Here is a 12,584-nt window from a genome sequence, read left to right as displayed (position 1 = left end):
CCTGACTATTTGCCCGGTACCAGCTTCAACACACTGCGGGTATTGGCCGAGACCTCGACCTCGTTAATGTGCACTTCCTCATAGCCACCCTCGACATAGGTCTCGGCCTGGTCGCTGTAGTGTTTGTCGAACAGCACGCCGCTCTGGCCCACCGGGTTGATGGTCAGGCCGTGGTCCGGGTCGGCAAAGTCGATCAGGCGGCGGGTCGAGGGACCATAGGTCACCGGCCAGGGCGCCGGGCCGATCTTCGCCGAAAGGTTGTTTGGCACTTCGTGGGTGCCCGGCGCATCGAACGGGCCGACGTTGAACAGCCGGTCCAGCGGCTTCTGCCGGCCCAGCGGATGGCCGTGGGTCAGGGTATGCGCCTTGCCCCAGACCCAGCCGCCGCTGTTGTCGCCGTAGGTGGTCCTGAGGTGGGCGAGGGTTGCCTGCCAGGCACGTTTCACCACCTCGTTGCGGTTGCCGTTCCACCACGGGGAGTTCCCATCGGCCGCCAGCCGTGGCAGGGCGGCGTCCACCACGCGGGTGGTGATCAGGGTGTTGAAGTAGTCGTCGCCCAGCTTGTCGTGCATGGCGGCACGGGCCAGTTCGTAGAGAAACTGGTTGAACAGCGTGGCGCTGGTGGAACTCATCGGGTAGTCACCCTTCCAGGTCGCCAGTTGTTCCACCAGCTTGAGTTCGGCCGGGTCCTTCGCCGCTTCGCGCAATGCCGGCAGCAGCGGCTTGAGCAGGCGCGGGCCGTAGTCGGTGGTGGTGCCCAGTTGCAGTTTCTGGCTGTTTTCCACGCTCCAGCGCACGCTGTTGTCGGCCAGTTGCCGGTTCAGTTGCTGGCCACGATCGGCCAGGTTGTAGTAACCGGGAATGACCATGCCGGTAGGCGAGGCCGGCTGGCTGTTGGCCGAGATGATGTAGCCACGCGCAGGATTTTCCTCCTGCGGGTTGGCGCTGAACGGGTAGTAGCCGTTCTTGTCGGCGTCGCCGGTGCTGCCATCGAGGATGAACGCCGGGTTGACCCCGTCCGGTCGCTTGGGCAGCAGTGCGGCGGCCCACCAGCCGATATCGCCCTTGGCATTGGCCCACATCAGGTTCAGGCCGGGCGCCTGGATCCGGGCGGCGGCTGCGCGGGCCTTGTCCAGGGTGTCGGCGCGATTGAGTTCGTAGAAACCCTGCAGGATCGGGTTCGGCGTTTCGAGGAATGCCCACCACATGGCGATCGGCTTGGCTCCGGCGTTGGTGCCGAGCACGTCATTGACGATCGGGCCATGGGGGGAGCGCAGCAGGGTGAAGGTCACCGGCGCCTGGCCCTTGACCGCGATCTGCTGCTCGCTACGGGTCATCTCGACCCACTGGCCGTGGTACCAGACCTGGTTGGGATGTTCCGGGTTGGTCTTCTCGACGATCAGGTCGAGGTCGTCGTTCTGGAACATGGTCAGGCTCCAGCCGAAGGCCTGGTTGTTGCCGAGAAAGGCGAACGGCACCAGCGCCTGGTGATAGCCGTACAGCTCGAAATTCGGTGCCGACAGTTGCGCCTCGTACCACACCGCCGGGGTCGAGAAGGCGATGTGCGGGTCGCCCGCCAGCAGCGGCTTGCCGCTCTTGGTCCGGCTGCCGGAGACCGCCCAGGCGTTGCTGCCTTCGAACTGCGGTACACCGGCATCGCGCAGGGCCTGCTCGCTGACTCGCGCCAGGGCGCCAAGGCCCTTCCAGTCGGACTCGGCCAGCGGCGTCGGCGAGCCGAGCATGCCCTGGGGGCGCCACTCCAGGTCGAATACCTTGAGGTAGTCGGCCCCCAGCTTGTCGCGCACGTAGGTCAGCAGCGGTTCGGTGCGCAAGGCGGCGGCGAAGCTGTAGGCCATGTAGCCGGCGATGCTGATGGTGTCCTCGGCGGTGAACGGCCGCGGCTGGATGCCCAGCAGGTCGAATTCGACCGGTTTGGCGTGGCTGGCCTGGTACTGGTTGATCCCGTCCAGATAGGCCTGCAGGGCCTTCCAGGCGGCGGATTGCCGGTCCAGCTGGGCGACATACTGATCGGCATGTTCGCGGATGCGCAGGCTGCGGAACAGCTTGTCGGTCTCCAGGGTCTTGGGCCCGAGGACCTCGGACAGCTCGCCACGGGCCAGGCGCCGGACGATCTCCATCTGGAACAGGCGGTCCTGGGCATGCACGTAGCCCAGTGCGCGGTACAGGTCGGTCTCGGATTCGGCACGGATATGCGGCACGCCGCGCTCGTCGTAGCGCACGGTGACCGGTCCCTGCAGGTTGCCCAGCGTGACCTGGCCCTGGCGTGTCGGCAGCTTGCCCTGGATGTACCAGGCCGCTCCAGCGGCCGTGGCGGCGATCAGGACAGCGAGAACGGTCAGGCTGCGTTTCATGCGGGGTTCCTTGTCAAGGTCGGGGCTGCCGAGGCTCAGCCGCTAAGGTGTAGCACAGCCCGCCGGACGGATGCATCGGACACACGGCGGATTACCCTGAAAAGTCCGGTTTGCCGTGATCATTGTCCCGGTTCTTGCCAAGGGCAGTAGCAGCCCACTGCCATGTTGTGGGTGGCGTTCACCGAGCGGCCTTCGCTGAGGGCCTGCAGGATCGGCTCGATGAAGCTGTTGCTGGAGTTACAGGTGGCGCCTTGGCTGTAGGGGCCGAAGTAGGCCAGCTGGCCGTTGCGGTCCCAGATCGCCACTGCCGGGCTGACGGTCAGGTGTTCGGCACCGGGGAGCCCCGCCAGCGGCTTGATGGCTTGCAGGTTGGCCGGCAGTTGGCCGTGGCTGCCAGGCTTCTGCAGTGCGTAGAACTCCACGCCCAAGGGCGCGAAATGCTCGACCAGTTCGCCCAGGTGCTGCTGGTTGCCGACGTTGCAGGGGCAGGCCGGGTCCCAGAAGTGCACCAGGCGGATCTTGCCCGGCCCAGCCAGTTCCGGTGGCAGGCTCAGGCGGTCGCCGGCGAATAGCGCGGCCTGGTCGCTGAAGGCACGGATGTAGCGGCCCTGGAACCAGTCGTAGGCGAACCACAGGCCCACCGCGCAAAGCACGGCCAGCAGGCTGGCGAGTAATGTCTGGTAGCGCGTCTGGAGCATGGCAATTGGGTCCTCGAAGGTCGCGTAGCTTGCCATGCCTGCCCTGACAGAAGAATATCGCAGATCAGTAAAACGCTTCGGCGTTGCCGTAACTTTGCCTGGAGCCGTCCATGCCCGCCACCTTCGACCCCGATTCCCTGCGCGCCAGCCTGCGCCCGCTGGCCGAGGCACAGCCATTGTCGCCGGCGGCGCAGGCCTACCAGCGTTTCTACGGTCTGGACCTGCCCCAGCGCAACGCCCCGTTCACCAGCCGCCTTGGCGGTTTCAGGAGCGGCGCCTTCGATCTGGTCAGCCAGCTCTGGCTGCCCCAGGAGCCGGTGGCGACCCTGTTCCTGTTCCACGGCTTCTACGACCACATGGGGTTGTACCGCAACGTCATCGACTGGGCCCTGGACCGCGGCTTCGCAGTGATTTCCTGCGACCTGCCGGGCCACGGGCTGTCCAGCGGCGAGCGGGCCAGCATCGAGGATTTCGCAGAATACCAACGGGCGTTGCAGGGGCTGTTCGAGCAAGCCCGCAGCCTCGACCTGCCGCAGCCCTGGCACCTGTTCGGGCAGAGTACCGGTGGCGCCATCGTGGTCGATCACCTGCTCAAGCATGGCCTGGACAGCCCGGCCCAGGGCCAGGTGGTCCTGCTTTCGCCGCTGGTGCGGCCGCGGGCCTGGGGCTGGTCGAAGCTCAGCTATCACCTGCTCAGGCCGTTCGTCAAAGGCATTGCCCGGCGTTTCAGCGAGAACACCCACGACCCGGCATTCATGCCGTTCCTGCAGGCCGATCCGTTGCAGCCGCAGCGCCTGCCGACTGCCTGGGTCGGCGCCCTGGCCCGCTGGATTCCGGGCATCGAAGGCGCCACCGCGAGCCCGCGCCGGCCCCTGATCATCCAGGGCGAAGGCGACATGACCGTCGATTGGCGGCACAACCTGACCGTGCTGCGCAGCAAGTTCGACCAACCCGAGGTGTTCATGCTGGAACAGGCCCGGCATCACCTGGCCAATGAACTGCCCGAATACCGCGAACGCTACTTCAGCTTTCTCGCTACCCATTTCTGATCGAGGCCCCCATGACCGAACGCCTGCCACAGCGTGGTGACTACCGCCACTTCCAGCCGATCATTACCCGTTGGCACGACAATGATGTCTACGGCCACGTGAACAACGTCACCTACTACAGCTTTTTCGACACGGCGGTGAATACCTTCCTGATCGAGCAGGGTGGCCTGGATATCCATGACGGCGAAGTGGTCGGTTTCGTGGTCAGTTCCGCCTGCGACTATTTCGCCTCGGTGGCCTTCCCCGAGCGCATCGAGATCGGCCTGCGGGTCGGCAAGCTGGGCAACAGCTCGGTGCAATACGAGCTGGCGGTATTCAAGGCCGGCGAAGACGACGCCTGTGCCGCCGGGCGCTTTGTCCATGTGTTTGTCGAGCGCGCGAGCAACCGGCCGGTGTCGATTCCCGAGGGCTTGCGTGACGCCCTTCAATCGTTGATCTGAATGATCCCTTCGCGCACCGCGAACAGCACCAGCCCGGCAATGTCGTGAATCCGCAGCCGGTGCATGATCTGCGAGCGGTGCGCTTCCACGGTCTTCACGCTCAGGCCGAGGCCGACGGCGATGGAGCGGGTCGTCTCGCCCCGGGCGATCAGCCGCAGGATCTCCAGTTGGCGTGCGGTCAACGCGACATGGCTGGCCTTGGCTGTCGGTTCATGGCTGTGCCGGACGGCCTGGTTGACCACCAGTGGCACTACCGCCGATGACAGGTACTGGCCGCCGTGGCGCAAGGCCTTGAGGGCCAGTTCCAGCTCCAGCACCGTCGCGGTTTTCAGCAAGTAGCCATGGGCGCCCAGTTGCAGGCACTTCATCACGAAGTGCGTGTCGGTGTGCATCGACAGCATCAGCACCTTGCTGCGCGGTGCGCGCAGCGACAGCTCCTTGAGCGCGGTGACGCTGTTCATGCGCTCCATCGACATGTCCAGCAGCACGATGTCCGGCTTGAGCCTGGAGGCCAGTTCGATGGCGGCCTGGCCATCGCCTGCTTCGCCGACGACTTCGTATTCTTGTTTTTTTTCCAGCAAAGCCCGGATTCCCGCCCGAAACAGCGGGTAGTCGTCGGCAAGCAGTATTCGACAAAACATAAGCTCTAGCCCATGGCGCAAAGAGAAGGGCGCAGCCGCCGAGTGGGCCTGCTGCGGTTGTTCTTGTCTGGATTCCCACCCAGGGTCCACATTGGTTCGGGCCGGCTCAGCCGTGGCGGTGGCTGTCGCCAAAAAGCTGGATCAGTTTCGGCAGCTTCACCAGGGGTTCGACCGCCTGGGCCGCGCCCAGGCGGATGGCTTCCTTGGGCATGCCGAACACCACGCAGCTGGCTTCGTCCTGGGCGACGGTACTGGCGCCACTGTCACGCATGGCCAGCAGCCCGCGCGCGCCGTCATCGCCCATGCCGGTCATGATGATGCCCAGCGTGTTGGCGCCGGCCTGGCGCGCCACCGAGCGGAACAGGACGTCCACCGAAGGCTTGTGCCGGTTGACGGGCGGGCCGTCGAGCACCTCCACCTGGTAGTGCGCGCCACTGCGCTTGAGCTGCATGTGCAAACCTCCGGGAGCGAGCAGGGCCAGGCCGCTGTGGACGCGATCCAGGTGCCTGGCCTCGCGTACTTCGATCTGGCACAGCTTGTCCAGGCGCCGGGCAAAGTCGGCGGTGAACTTCTCCGGCATGTGTTGAACGATGACAATCCCCGGGCAGTCACGTGGCAATTGCCTGAGGATGAATTCCAGGGCCTGGGTGCCGCCGGTTGAACAGCCGAGGGCGACTACCCGATCGGTGGTCCTGAGCGCCGTCGGGGCCATGGGCACCACGGGGGGTGATTCTGCGACAGGGGGACTGTGGCGAAGGGCCATAGGCCGTGCCCGGGCACTTTCCTCGACCTTGCGGATCAGTTCGGTGGAGAGCTGTTCGAGGCTATGGCGCAGCCCCAGCCTGGCCTTGGTGAACACCCCGACGGCACCGGCTGCAAGGGCCTCGACGCTGACTGCCGAGCCCTGTTCGGTCAAGGTCGAGCAGATCAGCGTCGGCGTCGGTCGTTCGCTCATGATCTGGCGCAGGAACGTCAGGCCATCCATGCGCGGCATCTCGATATCGAGGATCAGCACATCCGGCCAGTCACGCCGCATCTTGTCGATGGCGTAGAGCGGGTCGGCCGCCTGGCCGATCACCTTGATGTTCGGATGGCTTTCCAGGCACTGGGTCAGTACCTGGCGGACCAGCGCCGAGTCGTCGACGATGAACACCCGGATCATCGTGGCCGCACCCCCGTCAACAGCGGCTGTACGCTGTTGCGCTGGCAGTCGACCGCGCCGCTGCTGCCGTTGATGTGCAGGCGGCGATAATGCTGGCCATCGAGGTCGCAGTGATCGACCACCCAGTTGCGCCGGCTGAACTGTTCGCGGGCAAAGGCGCTGTTGCTGTGGCCGATCTTGCGGCCGCGCATGCCCTCGAAGCGCACCAGGCTGCCGCCACCGAAGATGCCCTTGCGGTACTCGCCGGGGTGGGTGCCGTGGCGTTGCATGTCGCCCTGGATACGCTGGAATACCCCTTCGCCGTAGCGGGTGTCGAGACCATTGCCGGCTTTCGGGTCGCTGGGCAGCAGGTAGTGTGAGACGGCGAGCAGGCGCCAGCGTGGGTGCCAGAGAATGATCGACACGCAACTGCCGAGCAGGGTGGTGACCATGCCTTCGTGCTGGCCGAAGAAATAGTCGCCGGGGCGCAGGAACAGCGACGGATTCATAGGCGTTCGTAGACCGAAGGGTTGAGCAGCCGCACCGGCAGGTCGAAGCCGTGGATGCTCTCCGCGTGACCGATGAACAGCAGGCCGCCGGGGCGCAGTTGGTGGACCAGGCGCTGGACGATGCGCTGTTTTTCCTCGTTGCTGAAATAGATCAGCACGTTGCGCAGGAAGATCACGTCGAAGGGCCCGAGCCCGTCCGGCAGCGGTTGGACGATATTGATCTCGCGCAGGTTGACCCGTTCGCGCAGGGCGGCCTGGACCCGGAAGCGCCCGCGCATGTCGCCGACGCCGCTCAGGCAGTGGCGTTGCAGCCAGCCCTGGGGGAAGTACTTGGCCTGGGCCATGTCGTAGATGCCATCGGCGGCCTTCTCCAGCATGCTCAGGCTGAGGTCGCTGGCGAGAATCGACCAGTCGCCACCGCGCAGGTTCTCCTCGACCACCATGGCCATGCTGTAGGGCTCTTCGCCGGACGAGCAGGCGGCACTCCAGAACTTCAGCGGACCCTTGCGCGTGCCGAGCCAGTTGCCGAGGAACTCGAAGTGCGGGTGCTCGCGAAAGAAGTAGGTTTCGTTGGTGGTCAGCAGGTCCACCACCAGCCGCCGTTCCTTGAGGTAGGCCGGCTGATCGAGCAGTTGCAGGTAGCCGGCATAATTGTCGAGGCGGTAATGGCGCAGCCGCTTCATCAGTCGGCCGGCCACCAGTGGCCGCTTGTTCGGTGCCAGGACGATGCCCGAGGCTTCGGCCATCAACGTCTGCAGGCGGCGGAATTCGCCGTCGCCCAGGGTGGGCAGCTTGAGCTGGCTGGACATCTCAGGCGCCCTGGGCCGCAGTCAGGCTGAGTTGGCGGATGTCCTCCAGGGACAGCACTTGCGGGATGTTCAGGATGATGGTGAAACCCTGCTCGCCACGGGCCATGCCGGCGATGAAGTCGGTGCGGATGCCGGCGCCGAAGGTCGGTGCGGCCACCACCTGCTGCGGGTCGATGTCGAGCACCGCGTCCACCGCGTCGACCACCAGGCCGATGCGCTGGTTGAAGTCCGCCAGTTCCAGTTCGATGATGACGATGCAGGTGCGCTTGCCGACGGTGGTCGGCTCGAAGCCGAAGCGCGTGGCCAGGTCCAGCACCGGCACGACGTTGCCGCGCAGGTTGATCACGCCGTGGATGAACGCCGGCATCATCGGTACGGCGGTGACATCGCCGTATTCGATGATCTCGCGCACCAGGTCGATGGGCACCGCGTACGCGGCCTGCCGCACCCGGAACGACAGGTGCTGGATGCTCGACGCGAGGGGCGCCTCGGGCAGGAGGGCGAGGTCGCGGCTCTGGCTTGCAGTCATGATCCGGCCCTCAGTTGAAACTCACGAACTGGCCTTCATCGACCGGCGTGCGGCTCTTGAAGCTGTCTCGTGGACCATTGAAACCGTAGCCGTCATGGCTGCGGGACGGGGCCCGGTGGGCACCGGCGGCGTCCTCCTCGAAACGGAAGAAACCGATCAACTCCTGCAACTGCCCGGCCTGGGCATTCATTTCCTCGGCAGTGGCCGCCAGTTCTTCGGACGCCGAGGCGTTCTGCTGGGTGATCTGGTTCATCTGGCCCATGGCGATGTTGATCTGCCCGGCGGCGCCGCTCTGTTCCTGGGAGGCGGCGGTGATTTCCTGGACCAGGTCGGAGGTCTTCTGGATGTTCGGCACGATCTCGTTGAGCAGGTGCCCGGCCTGCTCGGCCAGTTGCACGCTGCTGGAGGCGACCTGGCCGATTTCCTGGGCCGCTACCTGGCTGCGCTCTGCCAGCTTGCGTACCTCGGCGGCAACCACCGCGAAGCCCTTGCCATGGTCGCCGGCGCGGGCGGCCTCGATGGCGGCGTTGAGGGCCAGCAGGTTGGTCTGGTAGGCGATGTCGTCGATGATGCTGATCTTGTCGGCAATCTGCTTCATCGCCAGCACCGTGTCGCCGACCGCGCCGCCGCCCTGGACGGCGTCATTGGCGGCCTTGCCGGCGATACCGTCGGTGATTTTCGCGCTCTCGGTGTTCTGCGCGATGGAGGCGGACATCTGCTCTACCGAAGCGCTGGTCTGCTCGACGCTGGCGGCCTGTTCGTTGGCTGCCTGGCTCAGCGACTGCGAGGTCGAACTGACCTGCTCCGAGGCCGAGGACAACGAGTCGGCGGCACTGCGTACGTCGCCGAGGATGTTGCGCAGGCGCAGGGTCATGTTCTGCATGGCGCCCAGCAACTGGCCGGTCTCGTCCTTGCTGGTGATTGCCAGGTCCTGGCTCAGGTCACCGGCGGCCATGCGATTGGCCGCCTCCACGGCGCCGTTGAGCGGGCGGGTGATGCTGCGGGTGACCAACACGCCGATCAGCATGCCGAGCAGGGTCGCGGCGATGATCAGGGCGATCATCTGGGTCTGCGAGGCATTGGCGATATCGGTGATCTGCTGGTTGGCCTGGGCGGCGCGCTCGCGCTTGCCCTGGGTGACCACGCCCATCAACTGGTCGACCACGTTGCTGGTGCTGACCGCTTTGGGCAGCAGGTCGGTGACGTCGCTGGTCTCCTGCAACTGGCCGGATTGCTGGTGGGTACCGAGGATCTGCAGGACGACGTTTTCGTACTCCTTGAGTGGCGCTTCGAGCTGGTCGATCTGGGCCAGGCCTTCCTTGGTGATGAACGCCTTGCGCGCCTCGGCGATCAGCTTGCGGGTCTGCTCCAGGGCTTCGCGTGACTGCTTGGCAGCCTGTTCGCGGTCGGCGGCGTTGGTGGCCAGCAGGCTGTGACGCATGGAGCGGCCGGCGACGATCAGTTGGATGTTGGCTTCCTGCATCAGGTTCAGGCCGGTGAGGTCGCGGTCGTACATGCGGTCCGACAGGTCGTTGACCTGGGACAGGTTGCGGATGCCGATCACGCCGATGACGACGGTGAGTGCCACGACCAGCAGAAAGCCCGCGGTCAGCCGTATGCCTATCTTCATGTTGCGAACGAACTGCATGGTCAATCTCCTGAAAGGCTGGGCAAGGGGGTGGAAATCGAGGTGGCCACGGCGTCGGCCGGGGCCTGCAAATGGCGCAGGAGGCTGGCGATATCGAGGATCAGCGCGACCTGGCCGGAGCCGAGGATGGTCGAGCCGCTGATGCCGCGCAGGTGCTGGAACATCTGGCCGAGGGGCTTGATCACGGTCTGCAGTTCGCCGAGCAACTGGTCGACAATCAGCCCGGCCTGCTGGCGGCCCTGGCTGACCACGACGATGTTGCGCCGACGGGCACGGCTCGGTGCCAGGCCGAAGTGGCGGTCGAGGGCGATGCATGGCAGCGGCTTGCCGCGCAGGTTGAGGTAGCCCTGGCCCTGGTGCAGCCATTCGGGACCGGCTTCCATGCACTCGGTGACCATGTCCAGCGGAATGACGAAGTTGTCCTGGCCGACACCGACCTGGAAGCCGTCGATGATCGCCAGGGTCAGCGGCAGGCGGATGCGGAAGGTGCAGCCCTGGCCGGCGGCGGAGTCGATCTCGATCACCCCGCGCAGCTGGTCGATGGCGCTGCGCACCACGTCCATGCCGACTCCGCGCCCGGAGAGGTTGGACACTTGTTCGGCGGTGGAGAAACCGGCCTCGAAGATCAGCAGATGGATATCCGCGTCGCTGAGCTGCGCGTCCGGGTCGACCAGGCCCTTGTCGATGGCCTTGGCGAGAATCCGCGCGGTGTTCAGGCCGCGTCCGTCGTCGCTGACTTCGAGTACGATCATGCCCGAGTCGTGGTAGGCATTGAGGCGCAGGTTGCCCTCGGCCGGCTTGCCGACGGCGATCCGCTCGGCGGCCGACTCGATGCCGTGGTCGATGGCATTGCGTACCAGGTGGGTCAGTGGGTCGGCGATCTTGTCGATCACCGACTTGTCCAGTTCGGTTTCGCCGCCGACCAGGCTCAACTGGATGTTCTTGCCCAGCTCCTGGCTGACATCGCGTACCACCCGATGGAAGCGGTTGAAGGTTTCGCCGACCTCGACCATCCGCAGTTTCAACGCCGCCTCGCGGATCTGCTCGACATGCTGGTGCACCGCCTGGGTGGCTTCCATGCAGCCGCTGTCGCTGCTGCGGCGGGCCTGCATCTGGGCGCTGGCGGTGCTGATCACCAGCTCGCCGACCAGGTTGATCAACTCGTCGAGCTTGTGGGCGGCGACCTTGACCAGCGTGGTGTCGAGGGCGCGCCGCTCGCGCGTGGTGGCGGTTTTCGGCGCCGGGGTATCAACGACCGGGGGAGGCGCTGTGACGGCTACGGTCGTCGCTGGCCGGGCAGGTTCGAGGACGCTCAGGCGCAGTTCGCAGAAGTCCTGGATGAACTCGAAGACGTCCTCGATCTCGGCCTGGCTGGCCGCCGTGAGCAACTGGAACTCGAAGCCCAGGTGGCAGGTTTCCGGGTCGAGCCGATCCAGGGCCGGTATTGCGTCGATGCGGCTCTGCAGCGACACGATTTCCCCCAGCCGCTTGAGGTAGCGCAGGAAGGCCGCAGGGTCGAAGCCGTTGCGAAACAGCTCCGCAGAGAAACTGATCGAGACCTGCCAGGTGAGCCGGTCTGCCGGGGCGGCTGCCGCCTCCTGCGGCTCGGCGTCCGCCAGCGCTTGCGCCGTGTCGCCCTGGGCCTCGAACAGCGCCGCCAGCAGCGGCGCCTGCCGGGTCTCGTCGACATCGAGCAGGCCGCTGTCGGGGTCGACGCGCTCGATCATCGCGTTCAACTCATCCATGCAGTTGAGCATCAGCGAAGTCAGCGCCGGCGTTAGTGCGCGTTGGCCGTCGCGCACCGACATCAACAGGCTTTCCAGGTGGTGGGTGAGGTTGACCAGCGGGGTCAGCGAGAAGATCCCGGCCGAGCCCTTGAGGGTGTGCACGGCACGAAACAGGCCGTTGATCGCTTCCTGGTCGTCGGGGCTGGTTTCCAGGCGCAGCAGGCTGTCCTCGGCGTCCTTGAGCAGGTCACGGCCTTCGCTGAGAAAACCCAGCAGCAACTGGTTCCATTGTTCGCCACTGAGCATGGGATCAATCCTCGGTAGGGGCGGCGGGGTACAGCGATTCCAGGTTCAGCAGGGTCAGCAGTTCCCTGGCGGTATCGGAGACCTGGCTGACGGTGGCGGGATGGTCGATGGACGACAGCGCCCGCTGGATCGCCAGGAGCAGCTGTGCGCCGGCGCTGTCCAGTTCGCTCAGGCCTCCCAGGTCCAACTGCCATGGCCCTGGAGGCAACGGCAGCAGGCCGAGCAGTTGCTCGCGCGCCAGGCTGACTTCGTAGAGGGTCAGGTCGCCTTGCAGGCGAAGTTGCGCGGGCATGCCATCGGCGGCGGGAGTCAGCGAGAACATGGCGGGTTATCCCAGCAGTTTGTCGACGGCCGCCAGCAGTTGCTGCGGTTGGAATGGCTTGACGATCCAGGCCTTGGCCCCGGCGGCCTGGCCCTCGGCTTTCTTCGACTGCTCGCTTTCGGTGGTGAGCATGATGATCGGCGTGAAGCGGTATTCGTTGCGCGCCTTGACCTCCTTCACCAGGCCGATGCCATCGAGGTTGGGCATGTTCACGTCGCTGATGATCAGGTGGATCTTCTGCCCGGTCAGTTTGTTCAGGGCGTCGCGGCCGTCGCAGGCCTCGATGACCTGGTGGCCGGCGCCGGTCAGGCTCATCTTCACCAGTTGGCGCATGGACAGGGAGTCGTCGACGATCAGGATGGTCTTGGCCATGTTCATCACTCTTGCAAAGGG

At 65.6% G+C, this 12,584-nt stretch carries 13 protein-coding genes; 2 read left to right on the top strand and 11 right to left on the bottom strand.

Annotation, left to right across the window (positions count from 1 at the left end; all coding sequences use genetic code 11):
• Positions 1-5: 5 nt before the first annotated feature.
• On the bottom strand, positions 6-2,372 hold the full coding sequence (locus AC6I6U_RS02155; protein ID WP_497880440.1) for a penicillin acylase family protein: 2,367 nt from the start codon (positions 2,370-2,372) through the stop codon (positions 6-8).
• A gap of 119 nt (positions 2,373-2,491) precedes the next feature.
• Positions 2,492-3,106, bottom strand: a complete 615-nt coding sequence (locus AC6I6U_RS02150; RefSeq protein ID WP_497880439.1) for a DUF6436 domain-containing protein — start codon at positions 3,104-3,106, stop codon at positions 2,492-2,494.
• 74 nt (positions 3,107-3,180) lie between these two features.
• Here AC6I6U_RS02150 and bipL point away from each other — a divergent pair, with 74 nt between their 5' ends.
• Both bipL and AC6I6U_RS02140 read left to right on the top strand, forming a co-directional pair.
• Positions 3,181-4,119 carry a phospholipase BipL gene (gene bipL, locus AC6I6U_RS02145; RefSeq protein ID WP_497880438.1) on the top strand — a complete coding sequence of 313 codons (939 nt, stop codon included), beginning with the start codon at positions 3,181-3,183 and terminating at the stop codon, positions 4,117-4,119.
• Between the two features lie 11 nt (positions 4,120-4,130).
• Complete coding sequence (locus tag AC6I6U_RS02140; RefSeq protein ID WP_497880437.1) at positions 4,131-4,559, top strand: acyl-CoA thioesterase; 429 nt, start codon at positions 4,131-4,133, stop codon at positions 4,557-4,559.
• On the opposite strand, the gene AC6I6U_RS02135 is transcribed toward AC6I6U_RS02140, so the two are convergent.
• The 9 genes from AC6I6U_RS02135 to AC6I6U_RS02095 form a co-directional block, all read right to left on the bottom strand.
• On the bottom strand, positions 4,544-5,200 hold the full coding sequence (locus AC6I6U_RS02135; protein WP_497880436.1) for a response regulator: 657 nt from the start codon (positions 5,198-5,200) through the stop codon (positions 4,544-4,546). The genes AC6I6U_RS02140 and AC6I6U_RS02135 overlap by 16 nt on opposite strands.
• Before the next feature lie 106 nt (positions 5,201-5,306).
• Positions 5,307-6,362 carry a protein-glutamate methylesterase/protein-glutamine glutaminase gene (locus AC6I6U_RS02130; protein ID WP_497880435.1) on the bottom strand — a complete coding sequence of 352 codons (1,056 nt, stop codon included), beginning with the start codon at positions 6,360-6,362 and terminating at the stop codon, positions 5,307-5,309.
• A complete protein-coding gene (locus tag AC6I6U_RS02125) occupies positions 6,359-6,850 on the bottom strand; it encodes a chemotaxis protein CheD (protein WP_497880434.1) in 492 nt (163 codons plus the stop codon). The genes AC6I6U_RS02130 and AC6I6U_RS02125 overlap by 4 nt, the downstream gene beginning before the upstream one ends.
• Positions 6,847-7,659, bottom strand: a complete 813-nt coding sequence (locus AC6I6U_RS02120; protein ID WP_497880433.1) for a CheR family methyltransferase — start codon at positions 7,657-7,659, stop codon at positions 6,847-6,849. The genes AC6I6U_RS02125 and AC6I6U_RS02120 overlap by 4 nt, the downstream gene beginning before the upstream one ends.
• A gap of 1 nt (position 7,660) precedes the next feature.
• Positions 7,661-8,188, bottom strand: a complete 528-nt coding sequence (locus tag AC6I6U_RS02115; RefSeq protein WP_497880432.1) for a chemotaxis protein CheW — start codon at positions 8,186-8,188, stop codon at positions 7,661-7,663.
• Positions 8,189-8,198: 10 nt separating this feature from the next.
• Positions 8,199-9,836 (bottom strand): methyl-accepting chemotaxis protein, encoded by a 1,638-nt coding sequence (locus AC6I6U_RS02110; RefSeq protein WP_497880431.1) that lies wholly within the window; start codon positions 9,834-9,836, stop codon positions 8,199-8,201.
• Positions 9,837-9,838: 2 nt separating this feature from the next.
• The gene (locus AC6I6U_RS02105; protein WP_497880430.1) at positions 9,839-11,869 is read right to left on the bottom strand and encodes a chemotaxis protein CheA; all 2,031 of its coding nucleotides are present in this window, start codon (positions 11,867-11,869) and stop codon (positions 9,839-9,841) included.
• Between the two features lie 4 nt (positions 11,870-11,873).
• Positions 11,874-12,191, bottom strand: a complete 318-nt coding sequence (locus AC6I6U_RS02100) for an STAS domain-containing protein (protein WP_497880429.1) — start codon at positions 12,189-12,191, stop codon at positions 11,874-11,876.
• A gap of 6 nt (positions 12,192-12,197) precedes the next feature.
• Entirely contained in the window at positions 12,198-12,563 is a 366-nt protein-coding gene (locus tag AC6I6U_RS02095; RefSeq protein WP_497880428.1) for a response regulator, read from the bottom strand.
• Positions 12,564-12,584: the final 21 nt, after the last annotated feature.

The organism is Pseudomonas sp. UTLPPB19802 (genome assembly GCF_059730225.1).
Note: the sequence above shows the minus strand (reverse complement) of the source record. Positions and strands in the feature narration are given on the sequence as shown.